We start from the raw sequence: 18,120 nt of genomic DNA on the forward strand, positions 1-18,120 counted from the left end.
CGTTGACTTTTGCTTTCAGAAAAGGGGTGGCGGCTGGTTAGCCGCCACCCCTTTTCTGTTTCAGCCGACGAGGCTGGTTTCGCCATCCGCAAGCGTAATTTCACTGATGCGAAGGCCGTTTGCCGTGATTGTATAGGGAAATTCGGAGGTGAGTGCTTCCTCGTGAACGGGAAGCACACGTCTGTAGTCACCGCCGCCCTCATTGATCATAGCCTCTGTCGCGAAGAGCAAATTAGTCTGGCTGACCATAGCGAGGCCGACGGGAATGAACTGCGGCGATGACGGATCAGATCCACGAAGATTCTCATAGGTATAGGCCAGATCTCCTGCCATCACCCAGCTATCTTCGCTGTCGCGCTTTCCATCATTTCTTACGGTTACAAATTGGCAGCCCCATGTGTGAGTATCGGGGGCCGCGCGCAGGTCGATACCGGGTAGGACATCTTCGCGATCTCCGTCGATGGCGACAAGACGGCCTTGGCGAGCGAGATCAACGACACGCATGATATCTCCGGGGTCTGTGCCGGAGTTAAGCCAGCGAAACCGGCTGTCCAGGGCCATTGCCCATATCCATTTTGAAAGCTCCCGCTCTTGGACAAAGAACGTCGCATTCGGGAATGCGTCAGTGTTGCCGGCGTGATCGAAATGGAGATGGGTCAGGAAGACATGGGTCACGTCCTCCGGGCGAACACCGGCCGCCGCGAGCACAACGGACGGCGGCTGCCAATTCTCAACCCCAAATTTCTCACCGAGCGTCTTGCCATAATCCTGATGATTATAGCCGACATCGACCATGGCAAGAATGCCCTTTCCCTTGATCAGAACATAGCCGTAGGGAAGTTTGCGGACGCCTTGATTATGCGCGCCGTAGATGACACTGCTGAGCGGCACTTCTGGAATATACGCATATTCCAAAACCCATATTGAATAGTCGGCCATGGTGTTATCCCTCCTTATTGTATTTTTGGCGTCGCTTCGTGACTTTGCTCAGGGACCGACGACGGTGATTCCGGCATCGATCTTGAGTGTCACCCCGGTGATGGACGCTGCTTCGCCGGAGACAAGAAAGAGAGCCGCAGCGGCTACTTCTTCGGCTGTGGCCAGGCGCTTCAAGGGTGTCCGCGATCGCCGAGTTTCCCATCCCTCCGCGTCGATCACCGAACTTGCACCAGGGGTGTCAACAGGGCCTGGCGCGATTGCATTCACACGCACACCCTGGGCACCGAGTTCCACCGCCTGTTGGCGTGTCAATGCATCGATCGCGCCTTTGATCGAAGTGTAGACGCCGGCATTACGAATAGAAAAAGAGACTGCCACTGAAGAGAGATTGATAATGCTGCCCTTGCTTTTGACAAGATATGGCGTCGCTGCCTGAAATGCCCAAAGGGTGCCTTTAATACCCACAGCAAGCATTCGGTCGATTTCAGCTTCGGGCATGTCAACAAGGGGCGCATAGTAAAATTTCACCGCATTATTGATCAGAATATCGAGACCACCAGTCTTTGCGCAGAACCCGTCTACGGCAGCCTTTAGCGCCAGGCGGTCTGTGACGTCACACGGCAAAGCCACGCCTTTGCCTTCGGGCAAAGTAGCGACTGCCGCCGTCAGTCGTTCCGCGTCAAGGTCAAGAAGAGCGACGGTGGCGCCTTCTTCGGCAAAACGCCTTGCCATAGCGAGGCCGAGGCCGCCGGCTGCGCCAGTCACCACAGCCGTTCGTCCAATCAATTTCGACATAGAGTTTCCGTTGCTTTTAAATGGGCAGGCGATGAGCTTGGCGCTCTATTGTGTCCTATAGCCACCATCACACATGAAGCTTAAAGCCGAAATTCATATGTTTGAGACAGATCATTCGTCGCTTCCGGTTTTATTATTATTGTTTTGATAAAAGACCCATGAAACTGTGATCAGGTCAATTGGCGGCAGCTCTATACCAGTTATTCAGATTACTCGGATTTTATTGAGCGCGCTTTCAGTGAGCGCCGCGTGTGAGCCCTGAAACAAGGTAGCGGTTGAGAAGCAGGGCGACTGCGACAATCGGCAAGGTGCTGAGATGCGCCATGGCGCCGAGGTCACCCCAGCCGCTGGTCGTATTGCCGCCGAAGGCCGTCAGCAGCGCCACCGATAGCGGCCGGGTCTCGGCGCGCGTCAAAAAGGCCGGGTTGAGGAAGTCATTCCAGGCAAACATCATGCAGAGAAGCGCCGCCGCGATGACCGATGTCTGGACAAGTGGGAGGGCGGCGCGACGAAAAGCGCCGAAAGCCGTGCAGCCGTCAATGACGGCCGCTGCTTCGATCTCCACCGGAACAGCACGGAAAGCCGAGAACATCATCCAGGTCACGAAGGCGGTGCTGAGCGTGGCATTCATCAGAATGACGGCCCACCAGGTGCCGAGCAGCCCCAGTTTCTGCATGAAAAGGTAGAAGGGAATAAGCGTCACGACAGTGGGCACGCCGCGGATGGCGAGCAGCGCATAGGCGATAAAAACGGCCGAGCGGCTGCGGGTGCGCGCCAAGGCATAGCCGCAGGGAATGCCGAACAGCAATGATAGCAAGGTCGATCCGGCACTCAGCATAAAGCTGCTCAAAACCAGCCTGGGGAGATTGAAATTGGCCGCGATGGCCGCAAAATTGCTCAACGTTGGCCGGAACCAGAGGGCCGGCGGCGTGGACTGAATGGCGCGCGACGGTTCATAAGCCGTCATGATCAGCCAAAGAACGGGTGCCAGAAACAAGCACAGCGCCAGGCAAATCGCAGTCCTTTGTACAGCCATGGCCTGACGTCGCTTCATGAGGCGCTGTACCGCCGGTCAAGACCCCGCAGAACGAGGATGATCAGCGCGGCCATGATGGCGATGGCGAGTGTCATCAAAATCGAAATCGCCGAGCCGTAGCCAATGTCGAAGAATTGCAGCCCCTGCTTCACGGCTGTCAGCATCAGCAGATTTGTGCTGTCGCCGGGGCCGCCGCCGGTCGCCGCGAAAACGATATCATAAGTGCGGAAGACATCCGTCACGCGCAGTACTAGTACCAGAAAGAGGGACGGCAGCATCATGGGCAGAATGATCCGCAGCAGCCGCGCGCAAGCACCGGCCCCGTCGATGGCGGCTGCGTCGAGGATATCAGATGGCAGCGACTTCAGCCCGGCCAGCAGGATCAGCGCTGACAGCGGGGTCCATTCCCAGACGTCGACGGCGATCATGGTGGCCAGTGCCGTATGCGTGTCGCCCAGAAGCCCCTGCGGGGGCGCCAGATGCAACGCGCACAGCCAATAGCCGATCTGGCCGAAACTCGGGTCCAGCAGGGCGCGAAAGATCAGCCCGACCACAATGGGCGTGACGGTGATCGGCACCAGCATGAGGATGGCCGCCACGCGATTGAAGCGATTGTCGGCCCAAAGCAGCAAGGCAAGGCAGAGGCCGAGTGCCAGCTCCGCCGTGACGCAGGCAGCGGTGAAGATGAGCGTCACTGCGAGGGAATGACGGATGGCGGGATCTGACAGGGCATCGGTGTAATTGCGCAGCCCGATAAAGCGATGCAGCCAGGGCTGCATCAGGTTCATGCGGAAGACGCTGAAACCGATACCGCGCAGGATCGGATAGAGTGCGAAGACCGCGACATGGATGACGGCAGGCGCCGCCATCAGAGACAGAAAAATCGCGCGGCGGCGGGCGGGTGTCAGGCGCTTAGAAATAGCGCAGCGCCTGTGTCTGTGCTGCCGCCAAGGCGGCGGCCGGGGTCATAGCGCCGACGAGCGCGGAATTGACGGCTGTTCCCAGAATATCCTGGATTTCCGGGTATTGCGGCACGCGCGGGCGGAAATCCGGGTCTCCGTGCGTGAAGCTTTCGTCGATCACCGGCAGGAAGGGATATTTCCGGTTCAGCGATGCATCTCGCAATTCACTGCGCCGTAGGAAGCTGCAAGCATCGAGCTCGTTGAGCGCGATATGGATCGCAGGGCTCGTGATCCATTTGATATAGGTCCAGGCAGCTTGCTTATGCCGATCATCGATATCGGCGTTGATCGCTATCCCCCAGCCGCCAATGCCGTAGCGCGGCTTCATGGCCGCCGCCGTCGGCGTCACCATCAGGGCCGCGCTGTTCGTCACTTTCGATTGGGCAGGATCGAAATAGCCGAGCGCGCCGACCGACCAGGTCTGCATATTGGCGGCAAGACCGCTGCGGAAGCTCGCCTCCCGCCCATCCCAATCCCAGTTCACGGCACCGGGTGGCGCGGCCTTCTGAAACAGATCGCGATAGGTGGTCAGGCTTTGCACATTCAACGGGCTGTCGATAACCGGCTGGCCGTTCTTGACCAGCACACCGCCGATCTCGGCCAGATACTGCATCCAGTCCTGGGCACAGGCGGCGCCCTTCTGACCATTGGCGACCCAGCCAAATTGGTTGCGGGATCTATCCGTCAGCTTATAGGCGTTGTCGACCAGATCCTGCATGGTCTGCGGCGGCTGCAATTTTGCAGCAGCGTAAAGGTCTTTGCGATAGGCAAGAACATTGGCATAGCCCGCCAGAGGAAAAGCGACCTGCTTGCCCTGGTAATTGCCGAGTGCGGTGAACAGAACGGGATAGATGTCGTCGAGCGCCATCTCCGCCGCGTCACGCTTCATCCAGTCGTTCAACGGAACCGTATAGCCGGCCTCAGCGAATTGCGGCGCCCAGACATTATCTGTCGTCGCCAGATCATACCCCTTGGTGTGGCCCACATAGTCGGTGGTGAGTTTCGTCTGCAACTCGCCATAGCCGAGAATATCGACGATGACGGTAATGCCGGTCTCCTGCTTGAAGCGGGCGCTGAGTGCCTTCAGGCCGGGCGAGAACTGGTCGTTGCAGCTGGCGAGCCGCAGAACCATGCCGTCAAAGGGTTTGCTCTGGCTCCAGCCCCTATGGCTAAGGCCGACCGTCGCCGCACTGGCCAGACCGGCTGCCAGAATGGACCTGCGCTTCATCGCCATACTCCATAGGGGTTCGCCGTGAGCTTTCTGACCCTAAGCGAGGCAGAAAGGCCAAGGCAAGGTTGAAACCGGCCCGCCCCACGCGCATTCTCGGGCCATGACCGCGAATATGCATCAATTGAAGGCAGAGGCTTGTCGGGACAGCGCGGAATTTCCGCCGTTTCTGGCCAATCATTTGCCGATGATCCTGGTGGCCTTGGATCACCTCGGTGCGTCCGAACGGCGACTGGCCGACTTCACCCGAACATACCACATGAATAACGGACTGGTATCCTGCCGGGCGGCGCAGACGGCACTGACGTGTGAGACTTGGGCCTCCGCTCTGGGCGTGCGAGATCAGGAAGGCGCGCTGCGTCTGTTCTTCGTGGAGGAGGTGGCGCGGCTGGGTGGCGCGAGCGCGATCAGGGCCTATCTGCCGGCGCTGGCAGACGGTATCGCGGGCAGCGCCTTTCACCCGCTGATGCGGCTCGCCTATGCCGTGATGGAGACGGATGAGGCAGAAATCGGCGTGGCGCTCGGCTATTGGGCCATGACCTATCTTCCGCTCGATCGCGGGCAGTCCGCTCCGGGCGTGACGGAGGATCCGGCGGCCGTTCTTGCCCTCGCCGCAGCGCTGCCGGGTCTGGCCGAAGCCGCGCCGGAAAGCGATCTGGTCTGGCATCACATGAGGGCGGTAGCGCGCATGCCGAGCTTTGCCGGTGTCGCGGACTGGCTGATCATCGGCCCGGATACGCTGGACCGCATGGCCGCCGGTGCGCTTGCTCTTTACGCGGAAACCATGAGTTTCGAGGCTTTGCATGCCCTGACCGGCTGTCATTGGCTGCGTCAGCTCTGCCCTGTCGTGCGTGACATGGCACCGCTGCTGCGCCATTTCTGGGTCGGTATTGCGGCGCTGATGCCGAAGATGGGTTTTCCCGCTATTCCGAGCGAACAGGCGCTGGCTGCCTGGCGTGCTCTGCCAGCCCCTGGTTGGGATGCCATCAGGCAGGCTGCCATCGCTTCGGATGACGAGCACGATATCAGCCTGTGTTTTTCGGCTTTCGCGGAATGGCGCCGCACGGGCGACGCCTTGTATCCTGTGGTAGCGGCGAAGCGAATGGGATTGATTGGATGACGATGATCGGCAGGCTGACCAATGCACGTCTATCCGACGGCAGGCTGGTCGATATTCGGATCGCCGATGGGCGAATTGCCGGGATTGGTCCGGTTTCGCCGGCTGATGGGGATGCGCCTTCGCTTAACCTGAAGGGCCAATTGGTCTTGCCCGGTTTTGTAGATGGGCATGTTCATCTGGATAAGACGCTGCTCGGTCTACCTTTGCAGCCGCATCAGCCGGGTGCGAGCGTCGCGGAACGCATCGCTGCCGAAAAAGCGATCCTGAGCGCTTTGCCGGTGTCGGTGGAAAGCCGCGCGCGGGCGATGGTCGCGCAACTTTCCCGCCACGGCACCACGACCTTGCGCAGCCATGTGGATATCGATACCGACTGGGGTCTTTCCAATCTTCATGCCATCTTGCGCGTGCGGGAGGCCGTGCGCGATGTCATGGATATCCAGATCGTCGCTTTTCCGCAAAACGGCATTATCCGTGACCCCGGTACGGCTGCGCTGCTGGATGCAGCCGTGGCGGAAGGGGCCGATCTGATCGGTGGTCTGGACCCGGCTGGGATTGACGGTGACATTAACGGCCATCTCGATGTCGTTTTTGGTATCGCCGAACGGCGGGGTGTCGGCATCGACATCCATCTGCATGACGGCGGCGCACTCGGTTGTTTCGAGTTGCGGGATATCGCGGCGCGTACGATCGCGGCCGGGCTGCAGGGGCGGGTCGCGGTCGCTCATGCTTTCGCGCTCGGCTCGAATGACGAGACGGACGTGGCCGTGACGGCTGAGGCCCTGGCGCGGGCCGAGGTTGCGATCATGACCAATGAGCCGGGTCCGGTGCCGATGCCGCCCGTCATGCGGCTGCTTGCGGCGGGGGTGACGGTCTTCGCGGGCTGCGACAATATTCGCGATGCCTGGTCGCCTTACGGCAATGGCGATTTGCTCGAGCGTGCGATGCTGATCGGCTACCGCCAGGGCATGATGACGGACGCGGCATTGCAGGAGGCTTTCGCCTTGGCGACGACGGCGCCAGCCAAGGTTCTGGGCCTTGGGGCCAATTACGGGCTGGCGGTCGGTGCCTGGGCCGATCTCGTCGCCATGCAGGCGGGTTCGGTCGCGGAAGCGCTGTTGACGCGTCCGCCCGGACGCGTGGTCATCAAGCGCGGCCGTGTCGTGAGCGCGTGATGCCTGGCTCTGTGACGATGGCATCCAAGCGCGCCTGGGTACTTTTGCCCTCCGGCAACCGTTTGAACCTTTTGGCTCCGGACCCAATGGCATGGACCGATCGTGATCTGGCCGTCGGTCTGTCGCGGACCTATCGATGGGCTGGCTATTCCGCCTGGCTGCATCCGCTTTCGGTGGCGCAGCATAGTCTCACCGTGCTCGCTTTGCGCCGGCAGGCATCCGCCGCTGCACTGACCGCAGCAGAGGCGCGGCGTGAACTTTTGCATGACGCGACCGAAGCCTTGTTGGGTGGTTACGATCCCATCACGCCGATCAAGCCCTTTCTGGGCCAAGGCTATCATGACCTTGTCACCCTCCATCAGCAGGCTGTCGACGCGCGCTATGAATTGGCGGCCTGGGATGATGCGTCCTACCGCGCCCACAAGATGGCAGATCATAGCGCGGCCGCCAGCGAAGCGCTCCATGTTGTCGGCTGGTCACGCGCGGCTATCCGGGATGATCTTGCCATTGCAGCGGAGCCATTGCGCGATGACCCGCTCGCGCGACCGGCAGCCTGTGCACCTTGGGAGCCATGGCCTGCGGCCTACGCGGCCGAGCGGTTCCTCGACATGCTCGACAGCCTGTCACAGGATCTAGCTATGGTGAATGACCCTAACCAGAATCCCACCGCAATAGCATGATATAAAACGGACCTATAGTTGCAAACGCAACTATAGGCGGCTCAGGCGTCCCAGGTCTGCACCATCATGGTCTGACGAAGCCGTGGCTTGCGCGTCGTTTCTATACAAACGATGCGCAAGGGGAGCCGCTTATAAGCCGTTATGCTGCTTTGTGCAGTTTTGCGATTGACTCTGCGGCTTTTGACGGCAAATCTCGCTTTATAAGAAGAGACGGCCAAGAGGCCGCAAAGACCGCTGGAAGGCGGAGGGTGGAGAATAGTGCCAACCTTATCGTTCAAAGCGCCGCATCAGGTCTGGACCGCGCCATCGGTCCGGTTCAGGTCTGATGCGGCGCTCGTTTTCGGCGCCGAGACGACTGTTCCAAATCAAAAAAAGAAACAGGGAACACCATGAAGACGCATATTCTGCTCGGTCTTGCCTCTGCCTTGCTCCTTCCCGGCCTCGGCATGCTCGCCCCACAGGCCGATGCCGCCACCACCTTGACCATCGCGACCGTCAACAATCCCGACATGATCGTGATGCAGCGCCTATCTGCCAAGTTTGAGGCGACGCATCCGGACATCAAGCTTAACTGGATCACGCTGGAAGAGAATGTTCTGCGCCAGCGCGTGACGACCGATATCGCGACCCATGCTGGCGGCATGGATATCGTCACCGTCGGCGTTTACGAAGTGCCGCTATGGGCCAAGCGCGGCTGGCTGACACCCTTCACGAATATTCCTGCGTCCTATGACGTCGATGACATCCTAAAGCCGGTGCTGTCCGGCCTGTCTTATGACGGCAAGCCCTTTGCCTTGCCCTTCTATGCCGAAAGCCAGATGACCTATTACCGCACGGATCTGGCACAGAAGGCGGGCGTCACTGTCCCCGCAGAGCCGACCTGGCCACAACTGGCTGCAATCGCCGACAAGCTGAATGACCCGAAGAACGGCATCTATGGCATCTGCCTGCGCGGCAAAGCCGGCTGGGGCGAGAATATGGGCCAGATCGGCCCGGTGGTGAACGGTTTCGGCGGCCGCTGGTTCGACCTGAAATGGCAGCCGCAGCTCACCAGCCAGCCTTGGGAAGACGGCGTGAAATTCTATGTCGATCTGCTGCGCAAGGACGGGCCGCCCGGCGCGGTATCCAATGGCTATAACGAGACTTTGGCGCTGTTCGCCGCCGGCCATTGCGCCATGTGGGTGGATGCGACCGTCTCGGCCGGCTTCCTGGCCAATCCGAAGCAAAGCACCGTCGTGGGCAAGGTCGGCTATGCCGCGCCCCCTTATACGACGACGAAAATCGGCTCGCATTATCTCTGGGCCTGGTCGCTGGCTGTGCCTTCAACCTCTCATAACGCCGCTGCCGCGCAGGAATTCATCACCTGGGCGACGTCGAAGGATTACATCAAGCTGGTGGCGGACGATCAGGGCTGGGCCAGCGTGCCGCCGGGTACCCGTACCTCCACCTATCAGTCGCCGGATTATCAGAAGGCCGCACCCTTCGCGCCGATCGTGCTGAACGCCATCGACAGCGCCGATCCGCACCATCCGTCGATCCTGCCTGTGCCTTATACCGGCATCCAATATGTCGGCATCCCGGAATTCCAGGGTATCGGGACGTCGGTTGGTCAGCAGATCGCTGCCGCCATTGCCGGCCAGAAGACTGTGAAGGCTGCGCTGGCAGAGTCGCAGAGCGAGACCGCGCGGGTGATGCGGCGGGCCGGCTACCTGCAATGAGGCAGAGCGTCGATACGGCAAGCCTGAAGCCATTGACCGTGCCGATGCCGACAACCGAGAAACCGCGGGGCCTGTTGCCTCGCGGCGCCAGGCGGATGGCCATGCTGTGCCAGGCGCCATCCGTCATCCTGCTGCTGCTTTGGATGATCGTGCCGCTGGTGATGACAGTCTGGTTCTCGCTGCTGCACTACAATCTCATGGACGAAGGGCGTCAGTTCATCGGTGTGATGAACTACGTCTATCTCTTTACCGACCCGTCGCTGACGGACGCTCTGCTCAATACGCTGGTTCTTGTTGTGGGCGTGCTGCTGGCAAGCGTCGTGCTGGGCACATTGATCGCGCTTCTGATGAACCAGCCGATGCATGGACGCCCCGTGGTGCGTTTGTTGGTGATTGCCCCGTTTTTCGTCATGCCGACCGTCAGCGCGCTGATCTGGAAGAACATGCTGATGAATCCCGTCAGCGGTCTGTTCGCCTGGGTCGCGCATCTGTTCGGCTTTCCGGGTTTCGACTGGTTCGCCAACGCGCCATTGCTTTCCGTCGGCATTATCGTCGCCTGGCAATGGGTGCCTTTCGCCGCGCTTATTCTGCTGACGGCGCTGCAGTCGATGGACCGCGAGCAGTTGGAAGCCGCTGCCTTGGATGGGGCCAGGCCGCTGGTTCTGTTCCGCCGCATTATTGCGCCGCATCTGGCGCGGCCGGTGACGGTTGTGATCCTGATCGAGACGATGTTCCTGCTCTCAGTCTTTGCCGAAATCCTGGTGACGACCGGCGGCGGCCCAGGTGACGACACGACCAACCTGCCTTACTTGATCTACAAGACGGCGCTGCTGGATTACGATATCGGCGGGGCTTCTGCCGGTGGCCTTCTTGCCGTCGTGCTCGCCAATCTCGTCTCGATCTTTCTGGTACGCACCGTGGCAAAGAGTCTGGACCGATGAGCAAAGCCAGCCAGCAACGCGCCATGCGCAAACTCGTCTTTACCCTGATCGGCTGGGTTGTCGGGTTGCTGATGGCCTTTCCCATTCTGTGGATGGCGCTGACCGCCTTCAAGACCGAGCGTCAGGCCGTGGAAACGCCGCCAGCGCTGTTTTTCCATCCGACGCTGGAGAGTTTTGCGACGGTCTTGGCGACCACAAATTATCTGCGCTTTGTCTTTAATAGCGTCGCCATTGCCGGCGGGGCGACTCTGCTGTCTGTCGCGCTCGCTTTGCCCTGTGCCTATGCCATGGCCTTTCACCCCAGTCCGCGTACCAAAGGCATTCTGATGTGGATGCTGTCGACAAAGATGATGCCGGCGGTCGGCGTTCTGGTGCCGATCTATCTTCTGTTTCGTAATCTGCATCTGCTCGATACGCGCACCGGCATGATCGGCATTTACACGTTGATGAACCTGCCGATTGTCATCTGGATGCTCTATTCCTTCTTTCGTGATGTGCCTCACGATATTGTGGAAGCCGGGCTTTTGGACGGCGCCAATACCCGGCAGCAGATCCTGCGGCTTCTGCTGCCGCTGACGGCCCCGGGCGTGGCCGCCACCATTCTGCTGAATCTAGTGCTGTGCTGGAACGAGGCGTTCTGGAGCATCAATCTAACGGCCACCAATGCCGCCCCGCTGACGGCCTTTATCGCGACCTTCTCGAGTCCCGAAGGGTTGTTCTGGGCAAAGCTGTCCGCCGCCTCGCTGCTGGCGGTCGCCCCCATCATGGTAGTAGGGTTGGCCACGCAACGCCATCTGGTCAGCGGGCTGACCTTCGGTGCCGTCAAATAAAACCCGCTCGTCAAACGAGAAACGCTGAGAGACGCTGATGTATCGTGAAAAATATGACCTTTCCGGCAAAACGGCTTTCGTCACCGGCGGCGGCCGTGGCATTGGCCTCGCTTCCGCCATGGCGCTGGCTGAATGCGGTGCCAAGCCCATCATCGCGGACCGTGATCCGGCGGTGTTGGAGGAGGGACTGGCCGCGCTCAAAAAGCTTTACCCCAATGCCGAGGGCATTCAGCTTGATGTCACCCATTCCGACGAGGTGACGGCGGCCGCCGACCGCTTCAACCGCGATGGCGGCGTCGATATCCTGGTCGCCAATGCCGGCATCGCCTGGCCCGACACGCCGGGCGAGGAAATGGGCGACGATGTCTGGCTGAAGATGATCGATATCAATCTGAACGGCTGCTACTGGAGTTGCCGGGCCTTCGGCCGCCATATGCTTCAGCGCGGTGCGGGCAGTATCGTCACCGTCGGCTCCATGTCCGGCGTCATTTCCAATCGCCCCCAACGGCAGGTGCATTACAATGCAGCCAAGGCCGCGGTGCATCACATGACGCGCTCGCTGGCCGGCGAATGGGCCGAGCGCGGCGTGCGGGTGAATTGCGTCGCGCCCACCTATGTCGACACAGCCATGTCCGGAAAAGGGCTGCGGATTCCTGAACTCTCCAAGATATGGCTGGACAACACGCCTGCGCACCGTGCGGTGACGGCCGAGGAGATCGCCTCCGTCATCCTGTTTCTATCGTCTGATGCTTCCAGCGCATTGATGGGGTCGATCGTTTTGGCCGATGTCGGCTATACGATCTGGTGACCGGTCATCATCACGGACAGGGTTAAAAACAAAAATGGATAATCCGATGACGCATTCACCCAGCTTCAGTGTCGCCGGCAAGACCGTGCTCATCACCGGTGGCACTGGCGGTATCGGCGGTGCCTTTGCGGATGCCTTCCAGGCGCATGGCGCCTCTGTTATCGTCGCCGATCTACGCCCGCCAGCAGACCCGCAACCGGGCCGGCAGTATGAAACCCTCGATGTCTGCGACACGAAAGCGGTTGAGGCTTTGGCGGCGCGGACGAAGCGGCTGGACGTGCTGATCCATTGCGCCGGATGCCTGGCGCGGTGGGAGGAATACAAGGCTGATATCTTCGCTGAAATCGTCGATATCCATTTGGTCGCGACCATGCGGCTGGCTTCGGCCTTTCGCCCGCAATTGAAAGAGACGAAAGGCTGCCTGATCAATATTGCGTCCATGTACGGCTATTTCGGCGCGGCCCATGCGCCAGCCTATTCGGCGGCCAAGACCGGCGTTATCGGACTGACGAAGTCCCTGGCTCTGGGCTTCGCGCCGGACGGCATTCGCGTCAATGCCATCGCGCCCGGTTGGATCAAGACTGAGATCAGCCGGGGCGGGCGCGAAAATCCGGAATTCAATACCAAGGTTGTGGCCCGGCTGCCCAATGGCGAATGGGCGGAGCCGGAGGAGCTTGCCGGCACCGCAATCTTTCTGGCCTCGCCTGCCGCACAGCTCATTAACGGCGTCACCATCCCGGTCGATGGGGGTTATGTGGCGAGTTGAAGCTTAAAGGTTGTCTGGCTCTCGCTGGAGCAACGTCATTCCCGCTCAAGCGGGAATCTTCTTGGATCATCTAGTACAAATAGATGCCCGCTTTCGCGGGCATGACGCCTGCTTTCCAGGCTAAATCCCGAAATCCCGCATCTGCTCCCGATTGATCTTGACGGCGGCCGCCGGATTGCCTGCGGCCGTTTCGGACTCTTCCTCCACCACTACCCAGCCGTTAAAATTGGGCGCGGTGCGCGCGATGTCGATCACCGCCTGAATATCGCAAACGCCTTTACCCAGCATGGCCCAGTCGCCTTTCGCATCCACATCCTTCAGATGCAGGTAGCGGATGCGGTCCTGATAGCTGCGCAGCACATCCGGCATATCCTTATGTCCGCGCAGGATATGGCCCGTATCCGGCACCCAGCCGATGAGAGCGGGGTCTGTGCGCGCAAAAACTGCGTCATAGTCGGCGCGGTCGAAAAGCAGCGTATTGTGATGCGAACTGGGATGCAGCGCGACCCCGACGCCGGCTTTACGCCCCAATTCGCCGGCTGCGTTGTAAAAACTGGCAGCCGCCGCGAATTTGTCGTCCCGCGCCCCGGGTGACATGACGGTCGCACTCCCGAAAGAAACGAGCGCACCGGCAAAGCGGCCGGCAAAGGCTATGGCGTGCTCCGCCGCCTTCAGATCGGCCTGCAACAAGGCGGGCTCTGTAAAGCCGCTGTCGCTGCCGACGGCATAGGACACCAGGGACAGACCATGCTGGGCTAGGGCGGTGGCGAAGGCCTGCGGACAATCGCGGTAGTGGCCGATCATCCGGTCCGTGATCTCGATACCCGCATAGCCGGCTGCTGCGATCATCTCCAGCAGTGTGTCAGGGCCGTCCTGATAGGCGTCTCCCAGCATTTCCCATGTATAGGTCTGGCAACCCAGTTGCAGACGCGGCGGGCTTGCAGCCATTCCACTCATTCCTTCAATCCGCCCATGGTCAGGCCTTGGATAATATGGCGCTGAAAGATCAGCACCAGCACGATCAGCGGCAGGGTCACGACGGCTGAGGCCGCCGAGATATCGCCCCAGGGCACGTAGTAAATATCGGTAAAATTCGCGATGCCGACAGGAACCGTCTGGTGCTGGTAGTTGGAGGTGAAGGCCAGCGCGAACAGAAACTCGTTCCAGGCGGCGATGAAGGCAAGCAACCCTGTCGTGACCAGACTGGGCAGAGAGATCGGCAGAATGATGCGCCAGAGCAGACCGAGCGTGGAAACGCCGTCCACTCGCCCGGCCTCATCCAATTCGCGCGGCAGCGTCTCAAAATACCCAAAGAGAACCCAGGTCACGAGGGGCAAGCCAAGTGCGAGATAGACGATGATGAGGCCGGTATAGGTATCCAGCAGGTTGAAGGACGCTGCGATAAGATAAAGCGGCCCGACAATGGCGATTTGCGGAAACATCGAGACCGACAGGATCACCATTAAAAGCCCGAACCGTCCGCGAATATTGAGCCGCGACAGCGTGAAAGCGGCCAGCGTGCCGAAGACAAGCGCCAGAAGCGTCGTCGTCAAAGCGACGGTCAGAGAGTTGCGCAGATAATATTGCAGATGGCGTTCAAAGAAAGCGTTCCTGTAATGCATCCAGGTAAAGGGATGCGGAATGAAGGACGGCGTCGGCCCCGTTAGTGCTTTGTCCAGCTGGAAAGACGTCGAAAATTGCCACAGGAACGGCCCGGCTGACCAGATCAGCACCAGCAGCGCGCCGCCATAGACGATAAAGGCCCGCATCATATGCCGTGACTGGGTCATCGTGCGGCCCTCATCTGGCGCATGATGAAGAGGCAGAAACCGAGCGCGATGATTCCTTCCGTGATGAAGGTTGCCATCGTCATCGCCGATCCATACCCGAACTGTAGAGTCGAGAAGAGTGTCTTATAGCTGAGCGTCGATAGGGTCTCGGTCGAATCCGCTGGTCCCCCACCGGTCAGAACATAGACAAGGTCGAAGATGCGGAAAGCATCCAGCGCGCGGAACAGACCGGCGATCAGCAGCGTCGGCCAAAGCAGCGGCAGGCGCACCTGCCAGAAAATGGACCAGGACGTGGCACCGTCAATCTTCGCCGCCTCGATCAGATTGGGCGATATCGTCTGCAATCCGGCCAGCAGCAGCAGTGCCATGAACGGCGTCGTCTTCCAGACGTCAGCGAGGATAATAGTGCCGAGCGCTGTATGCGCGGAGCCCAGCCAGTCGACATTCGCCGACAGCAGTCCAGACTTTACGCCTAAGTAATTGATGACGCCGTGCTGCCCGTCGAACAGCCAGCCGAACATTTTCGAGGTCACCACTGTCGGCATTGCCCAGGGCACCAGCATTACGGCGCGCAACACGGAACGGCCCACGAAACGCTCGAACAGCAGCAGTGCCATCAGCACGCCGATGATCGTCTCCGCCGCCGTCGAAGCAAAGGTGAAGAGAATGGTATGGGTCCAGGCGTTCCAAAAGCCGCTGTCTTTGAACAGGGTCGCGTAATTCTTGATTCCAATAAAATCACTGGAATTCGTGATCAGGGAGGTATTGGTCAAAGACAGCCAGATGCCGTTCAAAATCGGATAAAGTGAGACGGCGGCAAGTGCCACCAGCGCCGGCAGCAGCAATAGCCAAGCGACAACGACGGCCTTCAGCCGGTGTGGCCGAAAGAAACCGTGGTCGCCCGAAGAAACCTCGGCGCGGTCCAAGCTGGGCCTTTGGCGTATGACAGCGACGGTCTGCGGGCCAGGCCCCGGCGATGCGTGGCTTTGTGCTCCCAGCATCCTGTACTCCCTTCCCATGCGCAGTCTTACGCTGCGTCATTGAATCGAAGTTCAATCAATCATTCCGCATGGTCAAGCGTAAACACGCATAATTCCGCATCACACTCTTGAGTTTTTGCGGCATATGGCGCAGATAAATGCAGATATAAGACAATATGCCAAGGCGTAAAGCCAGGACACCAAAGAAGGTCGGGCGATGTCTATTCTGCGTATCGGCGTTATCGGCTGCGGTAATATCGCCATGACTTATCTGCGCAACGCGGCTTTGTTTCGTGATGTCGCGATCATTGCCTGCGCCGATCTGCTGCCGGAACAGGCGGCGTTGCGCGCTCGCGAATACGGGCTTCGTGCTATGACGGTGGCGGACCTGATCGCGGCGCCGGATATCGATCTCGTGATCAATCTGACCATTCCGGCTGCCCATGCCGAGATTACGCGCGGGGCGCTGGCCGCGGGCAAGCATGTCTTTACCGAAAAACCCTTGGGCCTGACGGCCGCAGAAGGCGCGTCCCTCGTCTCCTATGCAGCCAGGCGCGGGCTGATGCTGGGATCAGCTCCCGATACCTTTCTGGGCGCGGCGGGCCAGCGGGCAAGGCGGCTGATTGACGATGGCGCCATCGGCCGTGTCGTCACCGGCACAGCCTTCATGATGGGCCGCGGCATGGAGCATTGGCACCCCAACCCGTCTTTCTACTACCAGCCGGGCGGTGGCCCGGTATTGGATATGGGTCCGTATTACATCACCATGCTGGTCAATCTTCTGGGGCCGGCCAGCCGTGTCATGGGCATGGCGACCCAGGGCGCGGCAGAGCGGCTGATCACCGCACCCGGACCGCTGCATGGCACGCGTTTCGCCGTCGGCACGCCGACGACATTGCTGTCGCTGATCGAATTCGCCAGCGGCGCCGTCATTGCCTTCGGCGCCAGCTGGGATGTCTATCGCCACAGTCAGGTGCCGATTGCCCTGCACGGAACGGCGGGGTCGCTGCATTTGCCCGACCCCGACACGTTTGGCGGCATGATCAGCCTCAGCCGGCACGGCGCGCCCTGGGAAGAGATCGACACCAGCGGGGATCTGTATGGACAGATCAACTGGCCCTATGCGGCGCCAGACCGGGCCAATTACCGCATGCTGGGCATCGCCGATCTCGCCGCCGGGCTTCGTGACAGCCGGCTGCCGCGTGCTGCCGGCGCGCTTGCTTTGCATGTGCTGGAAGTTCTGGAAGCTATTCTGCAATCCGGTCAAACCGGGCAGCCGGTTGAACTTACAACAACGACGGTTCAGCCTGCCATTCTGACGCAGAGCGAAGCGCAATCCTATCTTGCTGCCGCCATCACAGACTGAAAGATAAACATGCTCGACGCTGACGCACGCGCGGTTTTGGATGCCCAAGCGGCCATGGGCCGTCCGCCGCTGGACAGCCTTCCTGTCGAGATCGCCAAGAGCGGTTTCCTTGAAACCTGCCCATTGCTGCAAGGGCCACGCGAGGCTGTCAGCGCCGTGCAGGATATCACGATCGCAGGGTCTGGCGGCCCGCTGCCGCTGCGGGTCTATCGCGGGCAGGGCTGTGCGGTCGAACAAGCACCTGCTCTGGTGTTTTTTCACGGCGGCGGCTGGGTTCTGGGCAATCTGGAAAGCCATGACACCATTTGCCGCTGGATCGCGAATGATCTTGCGGGCGTGGTGCTGGCGGTCGATTACCGTCTGGCGCCGGAACATCCTTTCCCGGCGGCCATCGAGGATGCGGCTGCCGCCGTTCGTCATGCGCATCAGAACGCACGGCATCTGGGCATAGATCCCGCCCGCCTTGCGGTCGGGGGTGACAGTGCGGGCGGCAATATCGCGGCCGTTATGGCCTTGATGGCGCGGGACGGTGCCTTGCCCCCAATTGCCTTTCAGATGCTGCTTTACCCCGTCACCGATGTCTCAGGCGACCAGGACAGCTATCGCCACTGCGCCGAAGGTTTCGGGCTGACGACTGCGGCCATGCGCTGGTTTCACGGTCATTACCTGGGGAAAACCGGCAGGCCGGAGGATTGGCGCATTTCGCCGCTGCGGGCGGCAGATGTCAGTGGTCTTGCGCCCGCCTTCGTGCTGACGGCGGGCTATGACCCGCTGCATGACGAGGCCCTGGCCTATGCCCATCGTCTGGGTGACGCCGATGTGCCGCTGCTGCTGGACGAGAATCCCGGCCAGATCCATGGCTTCATCAGCATGGACCTTTTCATTGCAGCCGCGCGTCCGGCTGTTACCCGCGCGACCGATTTCTGGCGGGAGGTTGAAGCCGCATCTGCCGTCTGACGCATCGCCTATGTCCGAGAATAAACCCATAT

Annotated in this window: 18 protein-coding genes; 10 read left to right on the forward strand and 8 right to left on the reverse strand. The window is 60.3% G+C overall.

Going from position 1 to position 18,120, the window contains the following annotated elements:
* Window positions 1–60: 60 nt before the first annotated feature.
* The 5 genes from ASILVAE211_RS20165 to ASILVAE211_RS20185 all read right to left on the reverse strand — a co-directional run bounded on the left by ASILVAE211_RS20165 (window position 61) and on the right by ASILVAE211_RS20185 (window position 4,960).
* On the reverse strand, window positions 61–939 hold the full coding sequence (locus ASILVAE211_RS20165; protein WP_227323162.1) for an N-acyl homoserine lactonase family protein: 879 nt from the start codon (window positions 937–939) through the stop codon (window positions 61–63).
* 48 nt (window positions 940–987) lie between these two features.
* On the reverse strand, window positions 988–1,734 hold the full coding sequence (locus ASILVAE211_RS20170; protein WP_227323163.1) for an SDR family NAD(P)-dependent oxidoreductase: 747 nt from the start codon (window positions 1,732–1,734) through the stop codon (window positions 988–990).
* Between the two features lie 235 nt (window positions 1,735–1,969).
* Window positions 1,970–2,788: a carbohydrate ABC transporter permease gene (locus ASILVAE211_RS20175; RefSeq protein ID WP_227323164.1), complete on the reverse strand. Its 819-nt coding sequence runs from the start codon at window positions 2,786–2,788 to the stop codon at window positions 1,970–1,972.
* Window positions 2,785–3,639, reverse strand: a complete 855-nt coding sequence (locus ASILVAE211_RS20180) for a carbohydrate ABC transporter permease (RefSeq protein ID WP_227323165.1) — start codon at window positions 3,637–3,639, stop codon at window positions 2,785–2,787. Before ASILVAE211_RS20180 ends, ASILVAE211_RS20175 begins: the two co-directional genes overlap by 4 nt.
* A 43-nt stretch (window positions 3,640–3,682) precedes the next feature.
* Entirely contained in the window at window positions 3,683–4,960 is a 1,278-nt protein-coding gene (locus ASILVAE211_RS20185) for an ABC transporter substrate-binding protein (RefSeq protein ID WP_227323166.1), read from the reverse strand.
* Between the two features lie 115 nt (window positions 4,961–5,075).
* Here ASILVAE211_RS20185 and ASILVAE211_RS20190 point away from each other — a divergent pair, with 115 nt between their 5' ends.
* The 8 genes from ASILVAE211_RS20190 to ASILVAE211_RS20225 all read left to right on the forward strand — a co-directional run bounded on the left by ASILVAE211_RS20190 (window position 5,076) and on the right by ASILVAE211_RS20225 (window position 12,995).
* Window positions 5,076–6,080, forward strand: a complete 1,005-nt coding sequence (locus ASILVAE211_RS20190; RefSeq protein ID WP_227323167.1) for a questin oxidase family protein — start codon at window positions 5,076–5,078, stop codon at window positions 6,078–6,080.
* Window positions 6,077–7,252 (forward strand): amidohydrolase family protein, encoded by a 1,176-nt coding sequence (locus tag ASILVAE211_RS20195; protein ID WP_227323168.1) that lies wholly within the window; start codon window positions 6,077–6,079, stop codon window positions 7,250–7,252. Before ASILVAE211_RS20190 ends, ASILVAE211_RS20195 begins: the two co-directional genes overlap by 4 nt.
* Before the next feature lie 86 nt (window positions 7,253–7,338).
* Entirely contained in the window at window positions 7,339–7,932 is a 594-nt protein-coding gene (locus ASILVAE211_RS20200) for a hypothetical protein (RefSeq protein WP_227323169.1), read from the forward strand.
* 389 nt (window positions 7,933–8,321) lie between these two features.
* Window positions 8,322–9,650, forward strand: coding sequence for an ABC transporter substrate-binding protein (locus ASILVAE211_RS20205; protein WP_227323170.1), 1,329 nt, complete (start codon window positions 8,322–8,324; stop codon window positions 9,648–9,650).
* On the forward strand, window positions 9,647–10,591 hold the full coding sequence (locus tag ASILVAE211_RS20210) for a carbohydrate ABC transporter permease (protein WP_227323171.1): 945 nt from the start codon (window positions 9,647–9,649) through the stop codon (window positions 10,589–10,591). The genes ASILVAE211_RS20205 and ASILVAE211_RS20210 overlap by 4 nt, the downstream gene beginning before the upstream one ends.
* A complete protein-coding gene (locus ASILVAE211_RS20215; RefSeq protein ID WP_227323172.1) occupies window positions 10,588–11,421 on the forward strand; it encodes a carbohydrate ABC transporter permease in 834 nt (277 codons plus the stop codon). The genes ASILVAE211_RS20210 and ASILVAE211_RS20215 overlap by 4 nt, the downstream gene beginning before the upstream one ends.
* Before the next feature lie 37 nt (window positions 11,422–11,458).
* Complete coding sequence (locus tag ASILVAE211_RS20220; protein ID WP_227323173.1) at window positions 11,459–12,229, forward strand: SDR family NAD(P)-dependent oxidoreductase; 771 nt, start codon at window positions 11,459–11,461, stop codon at window positions 12,227–12,229.
* Window positions 12,230–12,275: 46 nt separating this feature from the next.
* Window positions 12,276–12,995 (forward strand): SDR family NAD(P)-dependent oxidoreductase, encoded by a 720-nt coding sequence (locus ASILVAE211_RS20225; RefSeq protein WP_227323174.1) that lies wholly within the window; start codon window positions 12,276–12,278, stop codon window positions 12,993–12,995.
* Window positions 12,996–13,115: 120 nt separating this feature from the next.
* Here ASILVAE211_RS20225 and ASILVAE211_RS20230 read toward each other — a convergent pair whose 3' ends face one another.
* From ASILVAE211_RS20230 to ASILVAE211_RS20240, 3 genes are read right to left on the reverse strand one after another with little or no spacing between them, the layout of a single operon-like run.
* On the reverse strand, window positions 13,116–13,943 hold the full coding sequence (locus tag ASILVAE211_RS20230; protein WP_227323175.1) for a sugar phosphate isomerase/epimerase family protein: 828 nt from the start codon (window positions 13,941–13,943) through the stop codon (window positions 13,116–13,118).
* Between the two features lie 5 nt (window positions 13,944–13,948).
* A complete protein-coding gene (locus tag ASILVAE211_RS20235) occupies window positions 13,949–14,785 on the reverse strand; it encodes a carbohydrate ABC transporter permease (RefSeq protein ID WP_227323176.1) in 837 nt (278 codons plus the stop codon).
* Window positions 14,782–15,786, reverse strand: coding sequence for a carbohydrate ABC transporter permease (locus ASILVAE211_RS20240; protein WP_227323177.1), 1,005 nt, complete (start codon window positions 15,784–15,786; stop codon window positions 14,782–14,784). Before ASILVAE211_RS20240 ends, ASILVAE211_RS20235 begins: the two co-directional genes overlap by 4 nt.
* A gap of 196 nt (window positions 15,787–15,982) precedes the next feature.
* On the opposite strand from ASILVAE211_RS20240, the gene ASILVAE211_RS20245 reads away from it, so the two are divergent.
* Complete coding sequence (locus tag ASILVAE211_RS20245) at window positions 15,983–17,131, forward strand: Gfo/Idh/MocA family protein (RefSeq protein ID WP_227323178.1); 1,149 nt, start codon at window positions 15,983–15,985, stop codon at window positions 17,129–17,131.
* 9 nt (window positions 17,132–17,140) lie between these two features.
* Complete coding sequence (locus ASILVAE211_RS20250) at window positions 17,141–18,088, forward strand: alpha/beta hydrolase (protein WP_227323179.1); 948 nt, start codon at window positions 17,141–17,143, stop codon at window positions 18,086–18,088.
* The last annotated feature ends 32 nt before the right edge of the window (window positions 18,089–18,120 follow it).

Origin of the sequence: Acidisoma silvae, assembly GCF_020618775.1 — a bacterium.
In the GTDB taxonomy this organism is placed as follows: domain Bacteria; phylum Pseudomonadota; class Alphaproteobacteria; order Acetobacterales; family Acetobacteraceae; genus Acidisoma; species Acidisoma silvae.

Coding starts and splice junctions, on each gene's coding strand:
- ASILVAE211_RS20165 (WP_227323162.1), bottom strand. CDS start 939: ATGGCCGACTATTCAATATGGGTTTTGGAATATGCGTATATTCCAGAA.
- ASILVAE211_RS20170 (WP_227323163.1), bottom strand. CDS start 1,734: ATGTCGAAATTGATTGGACGAACGGCTGTGGTGACTGGCGCAGCCGGC.
- ASILVAE211_RS20175 (WP_227323164.1), bottom strand. CDS start 2,788: ATGAAGCGACGTCAGGCCATGGCTGTACAAAGGACTGCGATTTGCCTG.
- ASILVAE211_RS20180 (WP_227323165.1), bottom strand. CDS start 3,639: ATGGCGGCGCCTGCCGTCATCCATGTCGCGGTCTTCGCACTCTATCCG.
- ASILVAE211_RS20185 (WP_227323166.1), bottom strand. CDS start 4,960: ATGAAGCGCAGGTCCATTCTGGCAGCCGGTCTGGCCAGTGCGGCGACG.
- ASILVAE211_RS20190 (WP_227323167.1), top strand. CDS start 5,076: ATGCATCAATTGAAGGCAGAGGCTTGTCGGGACAGCGCGGAATTTCCG.
- ASILVAE211_RS20195 (WP_227323168.1), top strand. CDS start 6,077: ATGACGATGATCGGCAGGCTGACCAATGCACGTCTATCCGACGGCAGG.
- ASILVAE211_RS20200 (WP_227323169.1), top strand. CDS start 7,339: ATGGCATGGACCGATCGTGATCTGGCCGTCGGTCTGTCGCGGACCTAT.
- ASILVAE211_RS20205 (WP_227323170.1), top strand. CDS start 8,322: ATGAAGACGCATATTCTGCTCGGTCTTGCCTCTGCCTTGCTCCTTCCC.
- ASILVAE211_RS20210 (WP_227323171.1), top strand. CDS start 9,647: ATGAGGCAGAGCGTCGATACGGCAAGCCTGAAGCCATTGACCGTGCCG.
- ASILVAE211_RS20215 (WP_227323172.1), top strand. CDS start 10,588: ATGAGCAAAGCCAGCCAGCAACGCGCCATGCGCAAACTCGTCTTTACC.
- ASILVAE211_RS20220 (WP_227323173.1), top strand. CDS start 11,459: ATGTATCGTGAAAAATATGACCTTTCCGGCAAAACGGCTTTCGTCACC.
- ASILVAE211_RS20225 (WP_227323174.1), top strand. CDS start 12,276: ATGACGCATTCACCCAGCTTCAGTGTCGCCGGCAAGACCGTGCTCATC.
- ASILVAE211_RS20230 (WP_227323175.1), bottom strand. CDS start 13,943: ATGGCTGCAAGCCCGCCGCGTCTGCAACTGGGTTGCCAGACCTATACA.
- ASILVAE211_RS20235 (WP_227323176.1), bottom strand. CDS start 14,785: ATGACCCAGTCACGGCATATGATGCGGGCCTTTATCGTCTATGGCGGC.
- ASILVAE211_RS20240 (WP_227323177.1), bottom strand. CDS start 15,786: ATGCTGGGAGCACAAAGCCACGCATCGCCGGGGCCTGGCCCGCAGACC.
- ASILVAE211_RS20245 (WP_227323178.1), top strand. CDS start 15,983: ATGTCTATTCTGCGTATCGGCGTTATCGGCTGCGGTAATATCGCCATG.
- ASILVAE211_RS20250 (WP_227323179.1), top strand. CDS start 17,141: ATGCTCGACGCTGACGCACGCGCGGTTTTGGATGCCCAAGCGGCCATG.